The organism is Marinomonas sp. ef1 (assembly GCF_002806845.1).
GTDB lineage: Bacteria > Pseudomonadota > Gammaproteobacteria > Pseudomonadales > Marinomonadaceae > Marinomonas > Marinomonas polaris.
The window spans coordinates 36,741-59,322 of record NZ_NHTT01000010.1 but is presented as its reverse complement, the minus strand read 5'-3'; the positions used below and the strand labels follow the sequence as shown (position 1 = coordinate 59,322).

At 46.1% G+C, this 22,582-nt stretch carries 23 protein-coding genes; 18 read left to right on the top strand and 5 right to left on the bottom strand.

Translation table 11 applies throughout. The annotated features are described in order from the left end of the window. The first annotated feature begins 46 nt into the window (after positions 1-46). From nrdR to CCS02_RS14855, 6 genes are all read left to right on the top strand, one after another. Entirely contained in the window at positions 47-559 is a 513-nt protein-coding gene (nrdR, locus tag CCS02_RS14880; protein ID WP_072840749.1) for a transcriptional regulator NrdR, read from the top strand. Continuing rightward, positions 556-1,710, top strand: a complete 1,155-nt coding sequence (gene ribD / locus CCS02_RS14875; protein WP_072840748.1) for a bifunctional diaminohydroxyphosphoribosylaminopyrimidine deaminase/5-amino-6-(5-phosphoribosylamino)uracil reductase RibD — start codon at positions 556-558, stop codon at positions 1,708-1,710. The genes nrdR and ribD overlap by 4 nt, the downstream gene beginning before the upstream one ends. A 277-nt stretch (positions 1,711-1,987) precedes the next feature. Beyond that, complete coding sequence (gene nusB, locus CCS02_RS14870; protein WP_072840747.1) at positions 1,988-2,512, top strand: transcription antitermination factor NusB; 525 nt, start codon at positions 1,988-1,990, stop codon at positions 2,510-2,512. 216 nt (positions 2,513-2,728) lie between these two features. Next, positions 2,729-3,025: a DUF6172 family protein gene (locus tag CCS02_RS14865; protein ID WP_072840746.1), complete on the top strand. Its 297-nt coding sequence runs from the start codon at positions 2,729-2,731 to the stop codon at positions 3,023-3,025. A 216-nt stretch (positions 3,026-3,241) separates the two neighbouring features. Next, on the top strand, positions 3,242-4,192 hold the full coding sequence (gene thiL / locus CCS02_RS14860; protein ID WP_100636994.1) for a thiamine-phosphate kinase: 951 nt from the start codon (positions 3,242-3,244) through the stop codon (positions 4,190-4,192). 56 nt (positions 4,193-4,248) lie between these two features. Beyond that, on the top strand, positions 4,249-4,731 hold the full coding sequence (locus CCS02_RS14855; protein ID WP_100636993.1) for a phosphatidylglycerophosphatase A family protein: 483 nt from the start codon (positions 4,249-4,251) through the stop codon (positions 4,729-4,731). 177 nt (positions 4,732-4,908) lie between these two features. On the opposite strand, the gene hydA is transcribed toward CCS02_RS14855, so the two are convergent. From hydA to CCS02_RS14840, 3 genes are all read right to left on the bottom strand, one after another. Further along, positions 4,909-6,348, bottom strand: a complete 1,440-nt coding sequence (gene hydA, locus CCS02_RS14850; protein ID WP_100636992.1) for a dihydropyrimidinase — start codon at positions 6,346-6,348, stop codon at positions 4,909-4,911. Positions 6,349-6,467: 119 nt separating this feature from the next. After that, the gene (locus CCS02_RS14845) at positions 6,468-7,952 is read right to left on the bottom strand and encodes an NCS1 family nucleobase:cation symporter-1 (protein WP_198515391.1); all 1,485 of its coding nucleotides are present in this window, start codon (positions 7,950-7,952) and stop codon (positions 6,468-6,470) included. Positions 7,953-8,067: 115 nt separating this feature from the next. Further along, positions 8,068-9,309 carry a Zn-dependent hydrolase gene (locus tag CCS02_RS14840; protein WP_100636990.1) on the bottom strand — a complete coding sequence of 414 codons (1,242 nt, stop codon included), beginning with the start codon at positions 9,307-9,309 and terminating at the stop codon, positions 8,068-8,070. Between the two features lie 247 nt (positions 9,310-9,556). Here CCS02_RS14840 and CCS02_RS14835 point away from each other — a divergent pair, with 247 nt between their 5' ends. From CCS02_RS14835 to CCS02_RS14800, 8 genes are all read left to right on the top strand, one after another. After that, positions 9,557-10,204 (top strand): TetR/AcrR family transcriptional regulator, encoded by a 648-nt coding sequence (locus tag CCS02_RS14835; RefSeq protein WP_100636989.1) that lies wholly within the window; start codon positions 9,557-9,559, stop codon positions 10,202-10,204. Positions 10,205-10,475: 271 nt separating this feature from the next. Then, positions 10,476-11,606, top strand: coding sequence for a 7,8-didemethyl-8-hydroxy-5-deazariboflavin synthase CofG (cofG, locus tag CCS02_RS14830; protein ID WP_100636988.1), 1,131 nt, complete (start codon positions 10,476-10,478; stop codon positions 11,604-11,606). Beyond that, positions 11,603-12,808, top strand: a complete 1,206-nt coding sequence (gene cofH / locus CCS02_RS14825; protein ID WP_100636987.1) for a 5-amino-6-(D-ribitylamino)uracil--L-tyrosine 4-hydroxyphenyl transferase CofH — start codon at positions 11,603-11,605, stop codon at positions 12,806-12,808. Before cofG ends, cofH begins: the two co-directional genes overlap by 4 nt. Then, entirely contained in the window at positions 12,808-13,767 is a 960-nt protein-coding gene (gene cofD, locus CCS02_RS14820; protein ID WP_100636986.1) for a 2-phospho-L-lactate transferase, read from the top strand. Before cofH ends, cofD begins: the two co-directional genes overlap by 1 nt. After that, the gene (cofC, locus tag CCS02_RS14815) at positions 13,767-14,483 is read left to right on the top strand and encodes a 2-phospho-L-lactate guanylyltransferase (protein WP_100636985.1); all 717 of its coding nucleotides are present in this window, start codon (positions 13,767-13,769) and stop codon (positions 14,481-14,483) included. Before cofD ends, cofC begins: the two co-directional genes overlap by 1 nt. Beyond that, positions 14,476-15,249, top strand: a complete 774-nt coding sequence (cofE, locus tag CCS02_RS14810; RefSeq protein WP_100636984.1) for a coenzyme F420-0:L-glutamate ligase — start codon at positions 14,476-14,478, stop codon at positions 15,247-15,249. The genes cofC and cofE overlap by 8 nt, the downstream gene beginning before the upstream one ends. Further along, complete coding sequence (gene npdG / locus CCS02_RS14805) at positions 15,246-15,938, top strand: NADPH-dependent F420 reductase (protein WP_100636983.1); 693 nt, start codon at positions 15,246-15,248, stop codon at positions 15,936-15,938. The genes cofE and npdG overlap by 4 nt, the downstream gene beginning before the upstream one ends. A gap of 214 nt (positions 15,939-16,152) precedes the next feature. Next, the gene (locus CCS02_RS14800; protein WP_100186763.1) at positions 16,153-17,157 is read left to right on the top strand and encodes a TIGR03842 family LLM class F420-dependent oxidoreductase; all 1,005 of its coding nucleotides are present in this window, start codon (positions 16,153-16,155) and stop codon (positions 17,155-17,157) included. A 172-nt stretch (positions 17,158-17,329) separates the two neighbouring features. Here the strand turns inward: CCS02_RS14800 and CCS02_RS14795 are convergent, their stop codons facing one another. Then, positions 17,330-18,136, bottom strand: coding sequence for an amino acid ABC transporter permease (locus CCS02_RS14795; protein WP_100636982.1), 807 nt, complete (start codon positions 18,134-18,136; stop codon positions 17,330-17,332). Positions 18,137-18,245: 109 nt separating this feature from the next. After that, positions 18,246-19,034: a transporter substrate-binding domain-containing protein gene (locus CCS02_RS14790; RefSeq protein ID WP_100636981.1), complete on the bottom strand. Its 789-nt coding sequence runs from the start codon at positions 19,032-19,034 to the stop codon at positions 18,246-18,248. Positions 19,035-19,212: 178 nt separating this feature from the next. Between CCS02_RS14790 and CCS02_RS14785 the strand changes: the two genes are divergently transcribed. The 4 genes from CCS02_RS14785 (at position 19,213) to carA (ending at position 22,577) form a co-directional block, all read left to right on the top strand. Then, complete coding sequence (locus tag CCS02_RS14785) at positions 19,213-20,058, top strand: hypothetical protein (RefSeq protein ID WP_100186766.1); 846 nt, start codon at positions 19,213-19,215, stop codon at positions 20,056-20,058. Between the two features lie 31 nt (positions 20,059-20,089). Then, on the top strand, positions 20,090-20,593 hold the full coding sequence (locus CCS02_RS14780) for a GNAT family N-acetyltransferase (RefSeq protein WP_100186767.1): 504 nt from the start codon (positions 20,090-20,092) through the stop codon (positions 20,591-20,593). Between the two features lie 39 nt (positions 20,594-20,632). Continuing rightward, positions 20,633-21,184, top strand: a complete 552-nt coding sequence (locus CCS02_RS14775; protein ID WP_100186768.1) for a DJ-1 family glyoxalase III — start codon at positions 20,633-20,635, stop codon at positions 21,182-21,184. A gap of 262 nt (positions 21,185-21,446) precedes the next feature. Continuing rightward, positions 21,447-22,577 carry a glutamine-hydrolyzing carbamoyl-phosphate synthase small subunit gene (carA, locus tag CCS02_RS14770; RefSeq protein ID WP_100636980.1) on the top strand — a complete coding sequence of 377 codons (1,131 nt, stop codon included), beginning with the start codon at positions 21,447-21,449 and terminating at the stop codon, positions 22,575-22,577. Positions 22,578-22,582 lie beyond the last annotated feature (5 nt).

Genomic DNA, 22,582 nt, shown 5'->3' with positions numbered 1-22,582 from the left:
CTAATCTCAGGCATTCTTACACCAAATTAGCGATATTGGAAGCACCATGCGATGCCCTTTTTGTGGAACTCAAGATACTAAAGTAGTGGATTCTCGATTGGTTTCTGAAGGCGCACAAGTTCGCCGTCGTCGTACCTGTATCCATTGTCAAGAGCGCTTCACCACCTTTGAAGTGGCTGAATTACAAATGCCTAAGCTGATCAAAAGTGATGGTAGCCGAGAAGCATTCGATGAGGACAAATTGCGCAATGGCATTATTAAAGCCATTGAGAAACGTCCGGTCAGCATTGAAGCGGTAGAAACTGCAATCACTCGAATCAAAGAAAAAATGCAAGCCACTGGTGAGCGTGAATTGCCTTCTCGTTGGACTGGCGAAGCTGTGATGGAGGAACTGCAACGCCTTGATCAAGTGGCCTATGTTCGCTTTGCTTCCGTTTATCGAAGCTTTAAAGACATCAGTGAATTCCGCGAGGCGATAGACCGCCTAGAAAGCCACAGCGTCACCATCCCAGAATCGAAAAAAACCGCCCCAGAATCGAAGAAAGAAGACCAAGTATGACAGTTTATAACCACGAATACTGGATGGCGAAAGCCATTCAACTAGCGAAAAAAGGCCGCTACACAACTCATCCAAACCCACGTGTTGGTTGCGTATTGGTTAAGGATCAGCAAATCATCGGCCAAGGCTTTCATGTAAAAGCCGGAGAAGGTCACGCGGAAGTCAATGCATTGGCGGATGCAAAACAAGATGCGGTTGGCGCAACTGCTTACGTCACCTTGGAACCTTGCAGCCATCAAGGCAAAACTCCGCCTTGTGCAGATGCCTTGATTAAAGCGGGCGTTGCGCGCGTTGTTTACGGTATGCAAGATCCAAATCCTGAAGTGTCAGGTAATGGTTTGGTGAAAATCAAAAAAGCCGGCATTGAAATCATCGGTCCTGTGTTGGAATCTGATTGCGAAGCGCTGAATCCTGGTTTTATCAAACGCATGCGTGAAGGTCTTCCTTATGTGCGAGTGAAACTTGCCATGAGCATGGATGGCCGCACGGCAATGGAATCTGGCGAAAGCCAATGGATTACTGATTCTGCGGCGCGTCTTGATGTGCAACGTTTACGTGCGCAAAGCGACGCCATTGTCACAGGTATTGGCTCGGTGTTGGCAGACAACCCAAGCATGACAGTTCGTATAGATAACAATGACCAAGAAGCCGATCCGAAAAGTGTGCGTCAGCCGATTCGAGTGGTAATGGACACAGCTTTGTCAATCCTTCCAGAAGCAAAAATTCTTTATCCAGCAAATCAAGCTTGGGTATTTTCAGTAGAAGAAGAGGTCGAAGCAGAACATTTAGAAGTGCTCACTAAAAAAGGCGTAACTGTACGTTTTGCACCACGTGGCGAAGATGGTCGACTCGACTTGCTGGATGCGATGGAACAACTTGCTGATGCAGGCATTAACGAAATTTTATTAGAAGCTGGCGCAGAATTGGCTGGTGGTTTTTTAGAAGCGGGTCTGATCGACGAAATAGTGGTTTACATGGCACCGAAACTATTGGGTTCCAGCGCACGTCCGTTATTTAAATTGCCTTTAGAGGCGATGGACGAAGCAGTAGAGCTGACGCTTAAATCGGTACGCCAAGTTGGGCAAGATGTGCGCTTGGTCTATATACCAAAATACCTTGATGAAGATTTTGAAGGCGATTTTGACGAATAGCCAAAAGCTGAGTCATTGCTTTCTCAGGCTTTTTTTTGAAAATCCCTGGAAATTGTTTTTTCTTGCTGATATTTCGCCAACTTTGCCGAGAAACCTAGAATAAATGTTGCTATAATCGCCGCCCAAGACAACCCGTATATTCGTACCTTTGGTCGATATGACTCAGATACTGTCCAAATGCAGTATCTAATATAGCTCTTTAACAACCAAGGGTACTTTAAAACAGACAAAAGCGTCAGCCCATAAGGCAGCGTAGTCTGGACAATTGAGGCAAAAAATGAGCGAAGTGGAAACAACAAACGACCAAACTCCAGCACCAAAACGTAAGGATAAGAAGCCTTCACGTTCGCAATTGCGCAGTGCTTCACGTCGTTTGGCATTACAAGCGGTCTATCAGTGGCAGATGAACAAAACTGCCGTTAGCGAGATAGAAACCCAATTCGTGATGGACCAAGACCGAGACATGGATTCTTGCGATAAAGTCTACTTCCGCGAATTGCTACAAGGCGTTACGGCAAGTGCTAAAAAACTGGATGCTTTGTTTGAAGAACTACTAGATCGTCCATTAAGCGAACTAGACCCAATCGAATTGGCCGTTATGCGTATTGGGGCATTTGAGTTGTCTCAACGTTTAGATGTGCCATACCGCGTTGCGATCAACGAAAGCGTAGAGCTAGCAAAAGGCTTTGGCGCGACGGAAAGCCACAAATATGTTAACGGCATTCTAGACAAACTAGCACAGCGCGTGCGCCGCGAAGAAATCGCCGCTCGCCGAGAAGCGAATAAAGTGTCGAACAAGTAATAGAACCTATTACTAATAGATACCTAAGAGCCCCGTTATTACTTGCTAATAACGGGGCTTTTTTATGTCTTCATATTCAGCCTTGGCTAAAGCCAACAAATAACGATTTGTTTCGAAACATTTCTCTTATTGATGGCTGGTTTATTCTTAACCCGCTATCATAGACGGTATCAAGGTGGTTGTTACGCTGCCTTACCCAACATTTTTAGGATCATAATGAAAAAGAACTTTGTTTTATCTCACCCAAAAAAACCATACCAACGTCTCATTGAAGAAGCGAAAAACGAAGTTAAGCAATACATCAAAGCAGAGCGTAATAAGGCATTGCCAGAAGGCGCGGACTTTTGGGGATTTAACTGTAAGTTTGGTCAAGTCGCGGACAAGGCACGAGCGATTCACGAAGGTGATATCAATGCCAATATTAGTTCTGCACAAAGCCAGCACTGGAAGTCTTTTTACCTAGAAGTAATTCCAACGCCTAAACAGCGTGCTAAGCGTTCAGAAGACGAGTAATACTGCGAGCGTTTAACTGACGATTTACGATAAACAAGGCAGATCTGCGTCAAGCGGTCTGCCTTGTTTTGTTTCTGGCTCTAGTGATTTCTTCCTGCTTTGTTTCTGACATCCCGCTGACAATACGGTATCCTCTTTGTCATTAAATTGGCTTGCCTTGATAGATAGGCGAATGCCTTTGGTTGACCTTTAATCGAGATAAGCAAGGATCTTCTGTTGAGAGAATTCGAGTTGATACAAAACATCTTTCAAGCGTCTGTGATGGCAAGTACACAGGGGCGCGGGGATCTTTTGTTGGGTATTGGTGATGATTGTGCTCAGGTGCAAGTGCCGCCAGGTCAGAGTCTGGTGTTTTCAATGGATACCTTGGTTGAAGGGCGACACTTTCCGTTCGATGCAGATCCTGTGGATATTGGTTATCGTGCAGTAGCAAGCTGCGTCAGTGACTTAGCCGCGATGGGTGCGAAACCGGCGTTTTTTACCTTGGGGCTGACGATTCCTGAATCTGATCCGCAATGGTTAGCGGGTTTGGCGCAAGGTATGGCGGAACTGGCCGAGCCAATTGGTTTGGCTTTGGTTGGCGGCGATACTACTAAAGGTCCATTAACGATTACTCTGCAAGTGCATGGTTATGTGGAAGCAGACATGGCGGTAAAGCGCAGTGGGGCAAAGGTTGGTGATGATATTTATGTCACAGGTTTGCTAGGCGATGCCGCTGCCGCTGTGCCGATTGTCACGGGTGAGTTACAAGTATCGAGTGAGCGCTTTGATTATTTTTATGATCGTTACTGGCGACCGCAGCCAAGGCTGATTGTCGGCATGGCGCTGAAGCGTGTAGTTCATGCCATGATGGATATTTCCGATGGCCTTGCTCAAGATATCCAGCATATACTTAAAGCGTCTGGCGTCGGGGCAAATATCGACGCGAGTCGTGTGCCGATTTCCGCTGAGTTAAGTCGCTGGCAGCCTGAATCTGCTGTGGCATTGGCATTAACCGGTGGCGATGATTACGAGCTATGTTTTACCGCGCCGAAAGATCAAGCAGAAGAGATTGCCTTGATCACGCAAACGCTAAGCTTACCTTGTACCAAGGTAGGTGAGATTGTCACGGAAGGCTTTGTTATTCAGGGCTATGATGGTGAGATAACCGGCTGGCAACATTTTTAGGGGCGATGACGACGCTCACAAAGCATTTTTAACTTTTAATTTTAGGTGATGGTTTCATGGTGAATTCTGCCCCAGCGTCGGTATGGCGTAATCCGATACATTTTTTGGCGTTTGGCCTTGGTTCTGGCGCGGCACCAAAAGCGCCGGGAACCTTTGGAACATTGGCTGCGGTGCCTTTGTTTATTTGGTTTCTACAAGATTTAAGCGCGATGGCGTATCTTGCTGTGCTGGTGGTGACGTCATTGGTCGGAATTTATCTTTGTGGTAAAACCTCGAAAGACATGGGCGTGCACGATCATGCTGGTATCGTCTGGGACGAATTTGTTGGTTTCTGGATTACCATGTGGCTAGCGCCTGCGGGGTGGTTTTATATTGTGCTGGGCTTCGTATTGTTTCGCCTGTTTGATATTTTGAAACCTTGGCCTATCTCTTGGGTCGATAAAAACATCCACGGCGGCTTCGGTATTATGCTGGACGATGTGCTAGCAGGCATTATGTCTTTTATCGTGTTACAGGCTTTGGTTACTTTCATTTTTTAACCGCCGAAAATACTCAGTATCTTCCTCTTTTTTCAAGGGGAAGGTCTGGATCTTTGTTCTGCGATGTCTCTCATCGACCGAATAACATTTCTTCTCGAAACTAACGCCTCCCTCGTCGAAATGTTATTCGCTCAATCAGTTAAGTACCGCTGTTTCTTCCTTCGTTAATGTCTGTTTTTAACGCGCAACCGCTTTGGGTTTATTCAGTTCTCTGCGCTTTCTTAATGATTCGTAGAAAGGCGCGTAAGCTGGACGATCTATGTATTTACCATTGCCAGATTCCGCGATTAGCACATTGTCATGCCAAGCGATTTTGCCATTACAGATAGTGGTTTCTGGCACACCGTGGATTTCCATGCCTTCAAAAATGCTGTGTTCGATTTTCGAGTGATGCGTTTTCGCGGAAATCGTTTTAGTCGCGGCAGGATTCCAAATCACTAAGTCGGCGTCAGCGCCGACGCGAATACAGCCTTTGTTTGGATACATATTGAAGATTTTGGCTGTGTTGGTCGACGTTAGGGCGACAAATTCATTCATGGTGATTTTGCCTTCGTTTACGCCTTTTTCCCATAGCACCATCATGCGTTCTTCCACGCCCGCTGTACCGTTAGGAATTTGCGTGAAGTTGTCTTTGCCCATGGCTTTTTGTTCGGCACAAAAGGCGCAATGATCGGTGGCGGTGGTTTGTAATGTGCCGCCTTGAACGCCTTTCCAAAGCGCATCTTGGTGATGTTTGGGTCTAAATGGTGGGCTCATAACATGAGCCGCAGCCGTGGCCCAATCTGGATTTTGATAAACGCTTTCGTCTACGGTGAGATGACCTGCTAACACCTCGCCAAAAACAGTTTGGCCGTGGTCTTTGGCGTAGCGAATGGCATCGACGGCTTCTTCTGTGGAGACATGGACAAGATAGATTGGTGCGCCAAGCGTGTTGGCAATACTAATTGCACGGTTTGCGGCTTCGCCTTCTACAGAAGAAGGACGAGATAGCGGATGGGCTTCTGGTCCAGTCATGCCTTCAGCCATGAGTTTGTTTTGCAGGTGATAAACTAATTCACCATTTTCCGCATGAACCGTTGGGATTGCACCGAGTTCTAAGCATTTTGTGAAACTCGCAACCAAAATGTCATCGGTGGCCATGATGGCATTTTTGTAGGCCATAAAGTGTTTGAAGCTATTCACGCCATGGTCTTTTACCAATATTTTCATTTCTTCCGCGACTGTGTCATCCCACCAAGTAATCGCCACATGGAAACTGTAATTTGAATGGGCCTTTTTCGCCCAGCCGCGCCATTGATGATAAGCATCTAATAAAGACTGCTGAGGATTGGGAATCACAAAATCAATAATAGTCGTTGTGCCACCGGCGAGAGCTGCGACGGTACCGGAAGCAAAGTCATCTTTTGCTACGGTTCCCATGAAAGGCAACTGCATGTGAGTATGTGGATCGATGCCGCCAGGCATGATGAGTTTGCCTGTGGCGTCAATGGTTTCAACGTCTTTTGGCAGCACGCTGATGTCGCCGATCTCGACGATTTTATTGTCTTTACAAAGAATGTCTGCTTTAAAGGTTTCTTCGTGGGTGACTATGGTTCCACCTTTGATTAGTAGAGTCATATAGCATCCTTTTTTAAGAGAGCGCTTTGCACACCTCCAGATGATTGCAGATGTGCAAAAGCCGATGAATTAAAAACATCGACGATGCCCGAAAGCACCGCCGACAAAACCAAATAGAATTAAGATTGCAACGCGTCAGTTTGAGTTGCAGAAGCGGTTTGCATGTTGGCAAGTACGAAGTACACGATGGCGCCGGTGAATGCACCAGTGAACCAACCGTAGTTATAGAACCAACCAAGAGCCGGCATATTGAGCGCAATTAAGGTGATAGCAACTGGTACTGCAAAGGCGATTAGTCCCGCATTGTTAAACGCTGGATAAAGGCTGTTTGGCGTATAAAGTGCGACCAAATCTAAATGCTGACGTTTGATTAAGAAGTAATCGACAATCATGATGCCAGCGATCGGGCCAAGTAGACTTGAATAACCCAGTAGCCAGTTTGAGTACATGCCTTCTACGCTGACATCCGATTCCAACAAACCTAATTTTTTGAGTAGTTCCCAACCCATTAGCAGAATGCCAATGAAGCCAGTTAGCAAAGCGCCACGAGTATGATTAATCAGTTTTGGTGCGATGTTTTGGAAATCGTTGGTTGGAGAAACCACGTTGGCTGCAGTATTCGTTGAAAGCGTGGCAATGACGATCAAGATCATTGCAACAGCAACCCAGAATGGGCTGTCGATTTTACCAATCAAAGAAATCGGATCAGAAATTGTTTCACCAACCAGCGTTGTAGATGCAGCCGTTAGCACCACACCTAATGCCGCGAAGAAAAACATGGTGATAGGTAAACCAACGATTTGACCAATAACCTGATCTTTCTGCGATTTTGCATAGCGGCTAAAATCGGGAATGTTCAATGACAAGGTTGCCCAGAAGCCCACCATAGCAGTCAGACCACCAAGAAAGTAACCCATAAAGCCAGCGTCGGCAGGGCGGCTCGCTGGTGTTGCAAGCAGCTCAGTAAAAGATACCTTGTCGCTCGCCCAAAACATCAGACCAATGGCTACGATTAATAACAATGGTGCGGATAAGGTTTCCATCCACTTGATAGATTCTGCGCCGCGGATTACCACGTACATGTTCAGAGCCCAGAAAATGAAGAAACCGATCACTTCGCCAACGCCACCTAAACTTGCCCAACCATCGGATACGGCAGACAAGAATAAATGAATTGCCAAGCCACCAAACATGGTTTGAATACCAAACCAGCCACAGGCCACCAGAGCACGAATCAAGCACGGAATGTTTGATCCAATCATGCCGAATGATGAGCGCAATAACACAGGAAAAGGAATACCGAACTTAGTGCCTGGGTAGGCATTCAATGTCAGTGGGACCAGCAATATTATGTTAGCGACGAGAATGGTAAATAGCGCTTCCATTACCGATAGTCCGAAGTAGGCGGTTAGAACACCACCCAAAGTATAAGTCGGCACACAGATAGACATACCCACCCATAACGCAGCAATATTCCATTTGCTCCAAGTGCGATCTTTTACTTTGGTTGGCGCTAAATCGTCGTTATACGCTGGACTTTGTTGGAGGTCGCCATCGACCTCCAACTCATAAAACTCACCTTGTTTAACAGACTTGCTGGTCATTTTTGCCACCTCTTCTATTTGTTGATGTATTTATAGGTCTTCATTCAAGTTGAGCTGCCTTTATGAATCTCAGCCCGCGTTTTTTCTTCTCTTGTATTCTTCTAATGTTCGAATTTTATTGATGCTCTTTAGCAATGCGTTCGCTGGCTTCGAGCATGGCATGCAGCAGTACATTGGCTCCGGCAGCACATTCTTCAGGCGAGCTGTATTCCGCTTCGTTGTGACTGATGCCGTTCAAACAAGGCGTAAAAATCATTCCAGTTGGAACAAGATCTGCCATGTAACAGGCGTCGTGACCCGCACCGGCGTAAATGTCCATATGGCTATAACCGAGTTTTTCTGTAGCTGCTTTTACATCGTCGGAAGCGTTGAATTCCACGGGAGCGAAATACCAAAATGGATCGACGTTAACTTCTACACCATGGTCGAGAGCGATTTCTTTGCAAAACGCCAATAGCTCTTCGTGCATGGTGAGCAATACATCAGGTTTAGGATTACGAAGGTCGGCGCTGAATTTCACATTGCCCGGAATCGTATTGCGTGAGTTTGGCCAGACTTGCATAAAACCCACCGTCCCCAAGCCATTTTCATGACGATGCGCGATGGTGTTCATTTCGGTAACAATGGCAGAAGCCGCTAACATAGCGTCCTTGCGAAGATGCATTGGTGTGGTGCCTGAATGAGAAGGGCGACCAACTACCTCAATGTTGTACCAGCGAATACCTTGGCCTAGTCGGACTATGCCGATGGCTTTTTCTTCGTCTTCAAGAATTGGCCCTTGCTCGATATGAGCTTCGAAAAATGCGCCCATGTGTCGGCTGCCCAATTCCATCTCGCCCAAGTAACCAATACGTTCAAGTTCGTCGCCGAGACGAATACCATTGACGTCGGTTTTGTTTAATTCGGTTTCCAGATCGAAGCGGCCAACATAGGTTCCTGAGCCCTGCATCGCAGGTTGGAAGCGCGAGCCCTCTTCGTTAGTCCAGACGGAGAATTCCATTGCCGTGGGCGTTTCAATCTTGTTTTCATGAAGCGTACGTAATACTTCAACACCAGAAAGAACGCCAAAGACACCGTCGAACTTACCGCCAGTAGGTTGAGTGTCAAGATGGCTGCCGGTCCCGACAGCGGGTAAATCATTATTTATGCCAGAGCGACGAGCAAAGATATTGCCGATTTTATCGACTTCAACGGTACAGCCGCAGGCTTCACACCAAGAAACAAAAAGGTCGCGGGCTTGTTTGTCTAAGTCTGTTCCTGCAAGACGGTTACAACCGCCTTTCTCTGTACCGCCAATGTCGCCCATTTCCATTAGGGTGTCCCAAAGGCGCTGCTCATTGATACGAAGGTCTTGCATGGCTTGCTCCTACTCTTGCTCCCAATACCTTTACCAAAAGGTAAAAAACGTTGATAAAAAAAGATCAACAACTTGTCTTTCAGGTCAGCAATAAGCAGGCCAAGTTTTAATCAAGTTTGCAGAGAAAGACTCGTTAGAGTCATCTGACTGTGCTATTTTAAAAGCTGTGAAAAAGATAATGTTTAATAAAAACAGCGTCTTATGAGATTGAAAAAGAATACATTTTTTATTTAAGGCAGATTGGATTTTGGTTGAGAAGAAAGCGAAACGCACAAAACAATCAATTAATAGAGAAGAATTAGAGTCACGTATATTGCGTTCTGCTGAAGTGGTATTTGCAGAAAAAGGCTACAGTGGTTCGTCGATGGAAGCGATTGCGGTAACCGCAACTATTTCTAAGCAAAATCTTATTTATTACTTTCCAAACAAAGAGTTACTCTACAAACGAGTGTTAAAAGAGATGCTCGATATATGGATAGAGAAGCTGTCTTTCCTAGAAACTCAGGGCGACACACCTGAAGCGATTATTCGTTGTTATGTGCATGAAAAAATGCAGCTTTCACGACTGTATCCGAATGGTTCTAAGGTCTTTGCTCATGAAATCATCAGCGGTGCACCCGTCTTAAAAGAGTACCTGATTAGCCACTTAAAACCTCAATTTGATCGAGATGTTATTTTGTTTAAGTCATGGATAAATAAGGGATTAGTCGACGATATAGACCCAGAGCATTTGTTTTTTACTATTTGGGCGGCGACACAAACCTATGCTGATTTTTCGGTACAAATGGAAGTGCTATTAGGCAAACATCGTTTGGATGAAGATGATTTTGAACGCGCAGAATTAGCGGTGACGGATTTCGTTGTGCGCGCTCTTGGTGCCAAAAAAAATAATTAAAAATAATTTCATAGATTTTTTCTTCGGTTATTTCAATAAATGGCGTTTTTTATGATCAATTGAATTGTGTAAAAAAACGCCACTTTTCATCACCTTAACCTTTTGGTTAACTTTTTGCTTAACTAAACTTTAGAACGCTAGCCCTTTATCAGTGCGTGTTTTGCACTAATAAAAACAATTTACTATGCGCAAAATGATTGCTATTAATTTTTATACCAAATGGTAAAAAAGTTAATAAAACCTCATTTAATCACTAAAGCGTGGAGTGAATATGATCTCTGATTCTGAAGCCATATCTTATGAGTTTGCTACTGGGCCAGACTTGTACGCACTCTGCCAAGAAGCCGCTAAAGCGCGTGATAACGCTTGGGGCAAACAGCTAACTTATTCAAAAAAGGTTTTTATACCTTTAACTAATATGTGTCGTGACACCTGTGGTTATTGCACTTTTGTGCAATCGCCAGATTCGCCTCACGCTAACTATATGACGCCGGAGCAAGTGTTAAAAACTGCACGAGAAGGCGCAGCATTAGATTGCAAAGAAGCTTTGTTCAGCTTGGGCGAGCGTCCAGAAGAACGTCATCAGAAGGCTCGCGACATGCTTGCCCATTTAGGTTACGACAGCACCTTAGATTATCTGCATGACCAATGCGAAAGCGTGTTAACTCACACTAGCTTATTACCTCACGTGAATGCGGGTGCCTTGTCGTTCGGCGAACTGAAACGCCTAAAACCCGTCGCCGCCAGCATGGGGATGATGCTTGAAAACGTGTCCAACGATTTACTCAAGAAAGGTCAAGCCCATTATGCTTGTCCAGACAAAACCCCAAAACGTCGGCTCGACACCATAGAGCAAGCGGGTCGACTTGATATCGCCTTCACTACGGGAATCCTGATTGGCATTGGTGAAAGCTGGACAGACCGAGTAAACAGCCTCATCGCCATTCGTGATCGCCATCTTACCTATGGGCATATTCAAGAAGTCATCATTCAGAACTTTCGCGCCAAAGCAGGCACGGCAATGGCCGATTATCAAGAACCCAATTTAGACGACATGAAGCGCACCATCGCCGTTGCCCGTTTGATCTTGCCCGATGACATCAGCATACAAGCACCGCCAAATTTGGAAGTCGAATATGGCAGTTACATCAATGCAGGTATCAATGATTGGGGCGGTATTTCGCCTTTGACCAAAGACTTCATTAACCCAGAACGAGCATGGCCGCAGATCAGTAGCGTGGCACAAGCTTGTGAAGGTTTGGGTTATTCGCTGGCAGAACGTCTGACCATTTATGACCGCTTTCAGCATCAGGACAATAAATATCTAACACCTAATTTAACGCAACGAGTCGCGTCGCTGGTTAGCCGTGCAGCTCAAGTGAGTGGAGGAGTTATCGCATGAACCTATTTCCTTTAACGTCAAACAATGCCCAAGTAAGTGAATCTGTTCGAACTATTTTGGATAAGTCTTTATTGGGCGAAGAGCTGAATGTCGAAGACGCCTGTGTGCTGTTTGCTACGCAAGGTGCAGAAGCCCAAGCGGTGTTAGACACCGCTGATAAAGTGCGTGAAAAACGCGTCGGCAATGTCGGAACCTTTGTGATTACGCGCAATATCAATTTCACTAACGTGTGTTACATGGGTTGCCGATTTTGCAATTTCGCTAAAGAAAAAGGCGATAAAGAAGCGGAATTTCTCACCGTTGAGCAAGTTGCAGATCGAGCCGAAGAAGCTTGGAATCGCGGTGCGACAGAAGTTTGTATTCAAGGTGGATTGCATCCAGACATAGACGCAGATTATTACCGTAACCTTATTATTGCGGTGAAAAAACGTGTGCCAGAAATTCATATTCACGCCTTTTCGCCATTTGAAATTTGGTATGGCTGCAAAAAAGGCCGTCTTGAGCCAGAAGTCTTTCTGACCGAGTTAAAGAACCTTGGTTTGGGTTCTATGCCGGGCACAGCGGCAGAGATTTTAGATACCGAAGTACGTAAACAACTGACCAAAAATAAACTCACCACAGAAGAGTGGGTGCGCATTATCAAAGCCGCTCATTCTGTTGGTGTGCCGACGACGTCGACTATTATGTATGGTCACGTGGATCAGCCGATTCATTGGGCAAATCACCTCAAATTATTACGCGATATTCAAAAAGAAACCGGCGGCTTTACCGAGTTCGTTCCACTGGGTTTTATCCATTACGAAACCCGTTTATACAACGACAACCCAGACAAGGTTCGCCCTGGCCCAACCCAAGACGAGCATTTCAAAATGCACGCCATTGCTCGCCTGATGCTGCAAGGTCATATCGATAACATCCAAGCCTCATGGGTGAAAATGGGCCCAGATGTGGCCGCTAGAATGCTGCGCTCAGGCGCTAATGATTTGGGCGGCACCTTGATGAACGAAAGCATTTCCCGCGCGGCTGGTGCTAAGCATGGTCAAGAAGTCTTCCCAGAAGATATGGTCGCTAATATCCAAGCGGCGGGTTTGCATGCGGTACAGCGCAGTACCAAATATGAAGTGGTAAAGGACTATTTAGTTGAAGGGAATGGCGCCAGCTTAGCATTAACGAACCGCATTGCGATTCAGGGAGTGGCGTAATGACAGGTTTAAATATCACCTTGTTGGCTGGCGGGGTTGGTGGTGCCAAAGCCGCAGAAGGTTTGGCAAAAAGCCAATACGCCAGCTCGACCAAGATCATTGGTAACATTGCTGACGACGATGAATTTCACGGTCTTTGGGTCTCACCAGATATCGATACCTTGATTTATTCCTTGGGCGATCAGATCGATCGCCAGCAAGGTTGGGGACGCAAGAACGAAACTCACCAAGTACTGACTGAGTTAAAAGCCTTAGGACAAGACACTTGGATGACCTTGGGTGATTTGGATTTAGCCACGCATATTTACCGAACGAATTTAAAACACCAAGGCGTCAGCGCTAGCGAGATTACCGAACGTTTGGCGAAGCGTCATGGCGTTAGCGTGCCGATTTTGTTGCCGACCAACGATGTAGTGCAAACCCGAGTGAAGACGCCACAAGGCTGGTTGTCTTTCCAAGAGTTCTTTGTGCGCGAGCATTGTCAGTCCGACGTGCTAGATATCGAGTATCAAGGCATCGCAAACGCCAAGCCGACTCGTGAAGCCTTAGAACAAATTGCTAACAGTGACTTAATTATCATCGCGCCGAGCAATCCGATTGTCAGCATTGGTGCCATTCTCGCTGTGCCGGAAATTCAGCAAGCAGTGGAAAAAAGCGGCGCTTATGTCATTGCTGTTTCACCTTTAATTGGCGGAAAAACGGTAAAAGGCCCTGCGGATAAAATGCTCGAAAGTGCAGGGAAAAGCATCGATTCAAAAGGCATCTTTGACTGTTACAGTTCATTTTTGCATGGCATGGTGATTGACGATGTGGATCAGCAAGATACCGCATGGTTGCAAGCGCAAGGTCTGGATGTACTGGTAACGCCAACTCTGATGAAAACACCTGAGGAAAAAACGGCGTTACTCACGCAAGTGGTCGAGTTCGCCTTATATTATAAAAAGCAGAGGGCGGCCTAATGACACATCATTCTGCAACGTATTCTCCAAGCATTTATCACTTAATCGATAAGCTTTGCGTAGTGATTCCGATGAAATCGCCCAAGCGTTCCAAACAAAGATTGGTTGGCAGTTTGTCGGATGCGGCTCGTGAAAGCTTGTCCCTGACACTGTTTGAAAACACCTTGGCATTTTTTCAGCGACATTTCCCCATGTTAGACGTGCTGGTGGTGAGTGAATCCCTTGAAGTACTTAGTATTGCTCAATCTTATGAAGCAAACACCTTGTTTGACGATGGGGAAAAGGGTTTAAACGGCGCGTTGGATTTTGCCTGTGATTGGGTGAAAAAATCCGGCTACGACAGCCAACTTATTGTTCCTAGTGACATTGCGGTTTTGGACCCTAAAGAAATCACCACGTTGATGACGGCAATTCATGACGCGCAAGTAGTGATTGCCGTTGCCAAAGACGGCGGTACTAATGCGTTATTAACATCGCCTCCGGATGCGATTCATTTTGAATATGGTTGTGATTCGGCGTCTGCCCACAAAGCTAACGCCGCGAATAATCGACTGGTTTGTCGTAGTTTGCATCTTGCCAATCTCGCGTTGGATATCGATCAGAGTGAAGACCTTAAAGTTGCCGTGATTCGTCAACCTGAACGCTTCAAAGCATGGCGCGACACTGGTTCCTCATTGATGAAAAAATCGCTCATTAAGGAGCGCCACTATGCCTGATTCAATGAGTATGTTCCGCTTGATGGGCTTGCCGGATTTTCAGCAGGGCGACGATTTAGCACAAAAAATTATTGATACCTTAACTACGCAAAATCAAACCTTGGTAGCTGGCGACATCTTGGTCATTGCTCACAAAGTGGTATCTAAAAGCGAGGGTGCTTGTGCCTATTTGGAAGACATTACGCCCAGTGAAGAAGCCATCGAGTTGGCGAAAACCGTTAATAAAGACCCGCGTAAAGTTGAAGTTATTCTTTCGCAATCAACACGTATTGTTCGAGCGATGAAACGACCTGATCAAGAAGAAGGCGTGCTGATCGCAGAACATAAAAATGGCTACATCTGCGCCAATGCGGCGGTGGATGAATCCAATGCCGACCATCCCGGTCAACTGATTTTACTCCCCGAGGACCCAGACAAAAGTGCGCAATTACTGTGTCACAAATTAGAAGCCCATTTTGGCTGTGATTTGGGCGTGGTGATCAGCGACACCTTTGGTCGTCCTTGGCGATTGGGGCAAACCAACGTGGCGATTGGCTTGGCGAATGTGCCGGGCGTGATGCACATGTTGGGTGAGCTGGATGCCTTTGGACGACCTTTGAGTGTCACCGCGCCAGCCTTTGCGGATGAACTGGCTGCAGCATCTGGCTTACTGATGGAAAAAAGCGCCAAGTCGCCAGTGATTGTATTCCGCGGCCTATCTTGGCCAAAAACCGACAGTTCGAGCCGAGACCTGATTCGTGCTCACAACGAGGATCTTTTTAGATGAAAGACGAAGCAAACAATAAAGTCGCCATCATTGGCGGAACCGGCCCGCAAGGGAAAGGACTGGCCCTGCGTTTAGCATTGGCTGGCGTCAGCGTGGTATTGGGCTCTCGTGATCCTGCCAAGGCAGCAGAAACCGCACAGCAGCTTATCGCCACCTTGGCGGAACAGGATTGTAAGGCGGACATTACGGGCTTGTCGATGGAAGACGCGACCAAAGCCGCAGACGATCTGGTGATTTTATCGGTTCCCTATAGTGGTCACGATGCCACCTTGACAGCATTAGCACCATTACTCGTTGGCAAAACCTTGGTCGACATCGTTGTGCCATTGGCTCCGGGTAACCCAAAGGCCGTGGTGATGCCAGCAGCTGGCTCGGTGACAGAATCGGCTCAGTTGTTATTAGGCGACGAAATTCCTGTTATTGGCGCCTTACATAACGTGTCGGCAGTGACTTTGAATGACTTATCTCGTGGCATCAACTGCGACATCTTGGTGTGCGGCAATGACCTTGATGCCAAAAAACGTGTCATGGCGTTAATCGAAAAAATGGGCACCAAAGCCTACAACGCTGGGTTAGCTGAAAGCGCTCGTTGCGTTGAAGCGCTAACGCCGATTTTGATTCGTTTGAATATTTCGAAAGAGGTGCCGTTTAGTCATGCGGGAGTTCGTATCTGTCCACCAGATCATTAGGTGCGATTACTGAGCGCACCAATACTTTGTTAAAAACAGACTCAAAATGCTCATTTATAACTTATAGACTCCGCTTTTTCGTCTGTTTTTGCCTCGTCTTGGTTTTGCTCAGCACATCGTAGAGAGTGCTCTAAAGCGCTTATCAATACTTTGTCAAACACAGTTTCAAATTTTGAAAAATATTAAAAAAGCACAATCACAAGAGGAACACATTATGGAATTTGGCATTACGTTTAAAGGCTTCGTCAGCCCAGATCGCGCACGAAATCTTGTTCGTCAGGCGGAGGCGGCTGGTTTCACTTACTGCTGGTTTTACGATTCTCACATTCTTTGGCGTGAGTCGTTTGTGGCCATGGCAATGTGTATGGAGCACACCAAAACCATGCGTTTTGGTCCTTGTGTGACTAACCCGAATATTCGTGACTGGTCTTTGTCCGCCAGCTTATACGCGAGCTTGGCGCATCAAAGTAATGGTCGTTTCGACATCGGTCTTGGTCGTGGTGATTCTTCCATGCGAGTGATGGGCAAAAAACCAGCGACATTAGCGCGCCTTGCGGAATTTACCACCAAGGTAAAAGCCATGGTTCGTGGTGAAGAAGTGGAATATGGCGAATGTCCTGAACCCGTTAAACTGCCTTGGGCGACAGGCTACGAATTACCAGTTTGGATTGGCGCTTATGGCCCGAAAGCCTTAGCCACCGCTGGTGAAGTTGGCGATGGTTTGATTTTGCAAATTGGTGATCCTGATTTGGTGAAATGGTTTAAAGATCAAGCCATTAACGCTGGTGAAGCTGCAGGTCGTGATATGTCTAACTTCAAAGTCCAAGCCGCTGCGCCAGCTTACTTTGGTGATATGGATTACTGTATCGAACACACCAAATGGTTCCCTGCCATGGTGGGTAACCATGTGGCAGATATCGTTGAACAATATGGCAGTGATTCAGGTTTAGTGCCAAAAAGCTTAACGGATTACATCGAAAAACGCCGTGGTTATGATTACTCCAAACACGGTCAAAGCGACAACCCATTCTTGGATTTCATCACCGAAGACATAGTGAAAAGCTTCTGTGTATTGGGAACCGTCGAGGATCATATTGCCAAGATTAAAGACCTAGAAACAGCGGGAACCACGCAGTTCAACATTTACCTAGACAGCGGCGACGAAGAAGAAATCATCGCCAAATACGGCAGAGACATTATCCCCGTGTTTAATGGTTAAGCTTAGAAGGCCTAAGCCTTTGTGATCATCGACCGAATAACATTCTCCTCGAAACTACCGCCTACCTCGTCGGAATGTTATTCGCTCATTATGTTTGGGGCGTTTGCGGATATGTCTTTGTTCCTTCCCCTTATCACTTCCAAGGGGAAGGTTAGGGTGGCGTCGCCTTGAGTCAATGATGATCATTGCGTCTTAGGTGCGTTTCAAAGGCGCGTATCATTAACGATAAGCTGAGTGTGAGTACGAGGTACATGAAGGCGACGACGTTGTAGGTTTCGAAGAATTGGAAGGTGGAGGAGCTGAAGACTTTGCCAAGTTGGGTGATGTCTTGCACGCCTAATACCGAGACGAGTGCGGAGTCTTTGATCATGGCTACGAGGTCGTTGCCAAGGGGAGGTAAGATTTTACGCATGGCTTGGGGAAGGGTGATCAAGCGGAAGCGATGCCAGTTTGATAAGCCTAATGCTTTTGCGGCTTCTATTTGTCCTTTGCCCACTTCTTGAATGCCTGCGCGGAAGACTTCTGCAATGAAGGCGCTGTAACTAATCGCAAGGGCAATAATGGCGCGCCATAGAAGAGTAAAGTCTCGTGTGCGAGCTTCTTCTATCCAGCCCGCTTCAATCGGCATTTGTAATGCCCAGTTGTAGAATTTTACCATTTCTGGTGCGCCGACAAAGGCGATGTAGAACAGTAGTACGAGAACGGGCACGCCGCGGAAGATTTCTACATAAAAACGGGCGAATTCACGAAGTATGCGATGACGAGAAAATCCTGCCAGTGCAATTAATAGCCCAAGAAAACTTGCTAGTATAAATGCGGTGAATGTTACGCCGATTGTGGTGAGTAAGCCTTCACTTAGTGCGCCGGCTATGCGTTGGTAGCTTTGGTCGGAAACCATGTTCCATAGCAGAACCAGAGCAATAATAATGATGGTGACGAGCCACCAAGGCGTGCGTTCTAGGGATTTTTTAAAGGGCATAATACATTCATAGCAAGACCGTTCCGTGGTGGTTAACAATAAAAAACGGATCGCTATAAAAGTATAAGATCCGTTGCTGTGAGTTTGTTGTTTCTATTGACTGGTTTTTTTAGCGGTTATAGTCGAAGAACCATTTTTTGTTTAGCGCTTCTAAGGTGCCGTCTTTTTTCATGCTTTCGATTGCCGCATTGATCGGTTTAACAAGGTCTGAACCCGGAGCCAAAATGAAGCCAAAATCTTCAGAACCCAACGGGCCGCCAACAATTTTGAATGCACCAGGATTGGCGCCGATGTAACCACGGGCAGACGCGGCGTCCATTAGTACGCTGTCGACATCGCTAGATTTCAGCGCTTGAACTGATGCTCCAAAGGTGTCTAGTAAGGTGATACGAGGGTTGTTTTCATCGCCATCAAGCACATCGTAAACGGCCACATAAAAGTTGGTTGTGCCTGCTTGTGCACCAAATTGTAAGTCGGGGTTAGCGGCAAAGGATTTGGCATCATTAAAGCGTTTTTCATCGGCACGAACCAACATGAACTGTTGAGAGGTCATGTAAGGAATGGTGAAGTCAATTTGCGCGGCGCGTTCTTCATTAATTGTGATGCCGTCCATACCGACATCGTATTGGCCCTGTTTGACGGCTTGGATCATGGTGTCCCAGCTACTTAGGTGCCATTCAATGTTAGCGTTTAGACGCTTGCCAATTTCGTTCATGGCGTCGTATTCCCAACCAATGCCTTCGCCCGTTGCTGGATCGACAAAGTTAAGTGGTGTGTAGGCATTTTCGGTGACGGCTAAAATAGTACGGCCTTTAAGGTCAGGCAAGCTGTCGGCGAAGCTGAAGCTGCTGATCGAAACGGCAGCGATAACCATCAAACGAGATAACAGAGACACCATGTTTTCATACCTTTTATAGGGTTGCTTTAAATTGGTTGTGATTATACACAGCCATAGTGCAAAGATCTCTAGCAAGCTTTAGGCCATCAAGTGGCATCTGGTGGCGTAAGCGAGTATATTTGCTTACCAGTATTTAAATCGATGAATGTGCATTTTTTAGGCTGCGATTAAGGTTACTATGTCCCGCGAATTACCACCTCAACAGGCTTTTCAAACCCATTGCTTAGCGCAAATGGGCGTGGTGTCCTGGTTGTCTATTGAGAAAAATGAGTCTGTCACGGACAGTGTTTCGGGTACGGTTTTCATGCCAGTACAGCCTTGGCCTATTGATATGGACGCGCCGTCCAACTCTTCCTTTGCAGACTCTTATCGCGATCAGCCTTCAGCCGGATTTAGATCTGCTGAGCCTGTGCCCGCTCCAATGCCTAAATTATCGCCTGAAGAAAAAGAGCCCTTGGTTCATAACCTTCGTGAGCAGTTAAATGCGGGACCGGAAATTATCGTCGAAGATTTGCAGCCAATTGAAGAATTGGCTGTCGATATTGTGGTTGAGCCAGATCCAACGCTGAACACCCAAATTACGCGATTGAATATTCATGCTTACGCCTTGTCTAATAAGCTTTTGATTCTAAGTGATGTACCTCAAGTATTTTCCCAAGCAGAAGACATTGAGCGTTTGGCGTTAAAAATGGGGCAAGCCTTGTTAAAACAGCCGATTGATGAATGGCAGGGCAGTGCGTTTAGTTGGCCGGGGCAATTGCGCAATCCGTACTTCTTGAATCGTACCGATTGGCTGTTTGGCGCGTTAGAAAGCTATGTGGGCCGTTTGGTAAAAGATTTTCCTGATACTCCATGGCTAGTGCTGGCTGGTGCACAAATTACTCAGTTGGTGGAAGATTTACCGCCTGAAAGCCTTTTAAAACAATATCCTACTGCGCACATCGTAAGTTTGTCTGAATTGTATCGTATTCCTGAACTGCGCAAGGACGCATGGCAAGCGATGCAATCAAGCTTTTTCCGTTAATCTCTTTGCCTTTGATGAGGCGTTTAATTTTATGATTCCTTCTGTTTCTATTCGTCTGGCGATTCAGTCAGATTTACTACCTATTATTCAACTTGATGCCTTGTCTAACCCTCACCCTTGGGGTGAAAATTTGGTCGCTGAAGCATTACAAACGCGCAAAAATTGGGTTGTTGAATTAGGTGATGCGACGCAAAAATCGATCGTTGGTTGGTTAACTGCTTCGGTGGTGCTTGATCAATCCGAATTAGAATTAATTGTGATTGATTCCTCTGTCCGTAGACAGGGGCTAGCCAGACAGTTGATGATAGTTTGGTCAGAAGCGGTCGCGCAGCAAGATGTCAGTGAGCTGTTATTGGAAGTGCGCGAGTCGAATCTAGGAGCCATTTCGCTGTACGAATCGTTAGGGTTCGAACAAGTTGGTCGCCGAAAAAATTATTATCAAATAGAAAAAAAAGGACAAACAGAACAAGGCCACGAAGCGGCATGTTTGTTTACGCTAAAAATAGAAAAGTTTTTAAACGCAGTAGTCGCATGAAAGCTTTTATGAATTTAATGTATCTGAAAGAGGTAAGGTATGAGCAAGGTATTGGTTCCTATTGCTAACGGCAATGAAGATATTGAAGCCATTACGATTATCGATGTGTTGCGACGTGGTGGCGTGGAAGTCACTGTGGCGAGTATTCACGAGACCAAACAGGTTGTTATGGCGCACGGCACGAAACTCGAAGCCGATGTTTTATTAACCGAGGTTGGCGAGCAAATCTTTGATGCCGTGGTGTTGGCTGGTGGAATGCCAGGTGCTGAGCATTTACGTGATTGTGAATTGCTAATCGATATATTGGAAAAACATGACATCCAAGATGCTTTATTAGCGGCTATTTGTGCGTCACCGGCGGTAGTGTTTGGTACTCATGGTTTTGTCGTAGATAAACAAGCGACGTGTTACCCAGGTTTTGAAGATGGATTGATTGGTGCTGAGTACATTGCCAATGAACCTGTAGTAATGGATGGTAACATTTTGACAGGCAAAGGGCCTGCCGCAGCTATGGTTTTTTCATTAACTGTATTAGGTAACTTAAATGGTTACGACGCTGCCAAAAATGTAGCTGATGGATTGTTGTGCTAAGAGGTTATTTTGCTCTATTTTTATTCTTGACTAAGAAGTCAAGAAAAAATGCGTTCAAATTCCGTGTTTTTGCCTGTTTTCTCGGCAATTCGGTGGACGCAAAAGCCGTATAAGAGTAGAATTAGGCAGATTTTTTGAACGCGAGATCCATTGGTTATCCATCATTGGAAGAACGGCAAAAACGCAATTTCTTAAAAGCGAGATGAGCCGCCGGTTTATCTCGCTTTTTTGCAACCTGATAGTCTCTAAATGGGAGGTTCCTTTGGCAACATCAGCGATTCTGGCTCTGGAAGACGGCACTATTTTTAAAGGGGTGTCGATCGGAGCAGATGGCTCCTCAACGGCCGAGGTAGTATTTAACACCTCGATGACCGGTTATCAAGAAATTCTTACTGATCCTTCCTATGCTCGACAAATGGTCACCTTGACCTATCCCCACATCGGGAATACTGGCGTTAACTCTGAAGACGAAGAATCCGACAAAATTTGGTGTGAAGGTTTGATTATTCGTGATCTTCCTTTGGTTGCTAGCAGCTGGCGCTCACAAGAATCTTTAGATTCTTACTTGAAGCGCAAAGGCGTGGTTGGTATTGCCGACATTGATACTCGTAAATTGACACGTATTCTACGAGAAAAAGGCGCGCTAGCAGGTTGCATCATGGCAGGTGAAAGCCTAGATGAAGCGGCTGCGGTTGCTGCTGCCAAAGCTTTCCCAGGCTTGAAAGGCATGGATCTAGCGAAAGAAGTAACGGTAGAGAAAGCATACGAGTGGACTGAGTCTACTTGGGATCTTGTGAAGGGCCACTCTACGCCAGAATCTTTCGATTTCCACGTGGTTGCTTATGACTTCGGTGTGAAACGCAACATTCTTCGTATGTTGGTTGAGCGCGGTTGCCGTTTAACTGTTGTGCCAGCAAAAACTCCAGCAAGTGACGTTTTGGCGATGAATCCAGATGGCGTATTCCTATCCAATGGACCTGGTGACCCAGAGCCATGTGACTACGCGATTCAAGCTATTAAAGAAATCCTAGAAACAGAGATTCCTGTCTTTGGTATTTGTCTTGGACATCAGCTTTTGGCTTTGGCTTCTGGCGCGAAAACCAAGAAAATGAAGTTTGGTCACCACGGTGCAAACCATCCGGTACAAGCTATCGAAAAAGGCACTGTGATGATCACCAGCCAAAACCACGGTTTTGCGGTAGACGAAGACACCTTGCCAGCTAACCTTGTGATGACTCACAAATCTTTGTTCGATGGCTCTTTGCAAGGCATCGCGCGTACAGATAAGAGTGCATTCAGCTTCCAAGGTCACCCTGAAGCGAGCCCGGGGCCACACGATGTTGCGCCGTTGTTTGATCAGTTCATTGAAAACATCAAAGCCACTAAAGCCTAAAAGTA

Coding starts and splice junctions, on each gene's coding strand:
- nrdR (WP_072840749.1), top strand. CDS start 47: ATGCGATGCCCTTTTTGTGGAACTCAAGATACTAAAGTAGTGGATTCT.
- ribD (WP_072840748.1), top strand. CDS start 556: ATGACAGTTTATAACCACGAATACTGGATGGCGAAAGCCATTCAACTA.
- nusB (WP_072840747.1), top strand. CDS start 1,988: ATGAGCGAAGTGGAAACAACAAACGACCAAACTCCAGCACCAAAACGT.
- CCS02_RS14865 (WP_072840746.1), top strand. CDS start 2,729: ATGAAAAAGAACTTTGTTTTATCTCACCCAAAAAAACCATACCAACGT.
- CCS02_RS14855 (WP_100636993.1), top strand. CDS start 4,249: ATGGTGAATTCTGCCCCAGCGTCGGTATGGCGTAATCCGATACATTTT.
- hydA (WP_100636992.1), bottom strand. CDS start 6,348: ATGACTCTACTAATCAAAGGTGGAACCATAGTCACCCACGAAGAAACC.
- CCS02_RS14845 (WP_198515391.1), bottom strand. CDS start 7,952: ATGACCAGCAAGTCTGTTAAACAAGGTGAGTTTTATGAGTTGGAGGTC.
- CCS02_RS14840 (WP_100636990.1), bottom strand. CDS start 9,309: ATGCAAGACCTTCGTATCAATGAGCAGCGCCTTTGGGACACCCTAATG.
- cofG (WP_100636988.1), top strand. CDS start 10,476: ATGATCTCTGATTCTGAAGCCATATCTTATGAGTTTGCTACTGGGCCA.
- cofH (WP_100636987.1), top strand. CDS start 11,603: ATGAACCTATTTCCTTTAACGTCAAACAATGCCCAAGTAAGTGAATCT.
- cofD (WP_100636986.1), top strand. CDS start 12,808: ATGACAGGTTTAAATATCACCTTGTTGGCTGGCGGGGTTGGTGGTGCC.
- cofC (WP_100636985.1), top strand. CDS start 13,767: ATGACACATCATTCTGCAACGTATTCTCCAAGCATTTATCACTTAATC.
- cofE (WP_100636984.1), top strand. CDS start 14,476: ATGCCTGATTCAATGAGTATGTTCCGCTTGATGGGCTTGCCGGATTTT.
- npdG (WP_100636983.1), top strand. CDS start 15,246: ATGAAAGACGAAGCAAACAATAAAGTCGCCATCATTGGCGGAACCGGC.
- CCS02_RS14800 (WP_100186763.1), top strand. CDS start 16,153: ATGGAATTTGGCATTACGTTTAAAGGCTTCGTCAGCCCAGATCGCGCA.
- CCS02_RS14795 (WP_100636982.1), bottom strand. CDS start 18,136: ATGCCCTTTAAAAAATCCCTAGAACGCACGCCTTGGTGGCTCGTCACC.
- CCS02_RS14790 (WP_100636981.1), bottom strand. CDS start 19,034: ATGGTGTCTCTGTTATCTCGTTTGATGGTTATCGCTGCCGTTTCGATC.
- CCS02_RS14785 (WP_100186766.1), top strand. CDS start 19,213: ATGTCCCGCGAATTACCACCTCAACAGGCTTTTCAAACCCATTGCTTA.
- CCS02_RS14780 (WP_100186767.1), top strand. CDS start 20,090: ATGATTCCTTCTGTTTCTATTCGTCTGGCGATTCAGTCAGATTTACTA.
- CCS02_RS14775 (WP_100186768.1), top strand. CDS start 20,633: ATGAGCAAGGTATTGGTTCCTATTGCTAACGGCAATGAAGATATTGAA.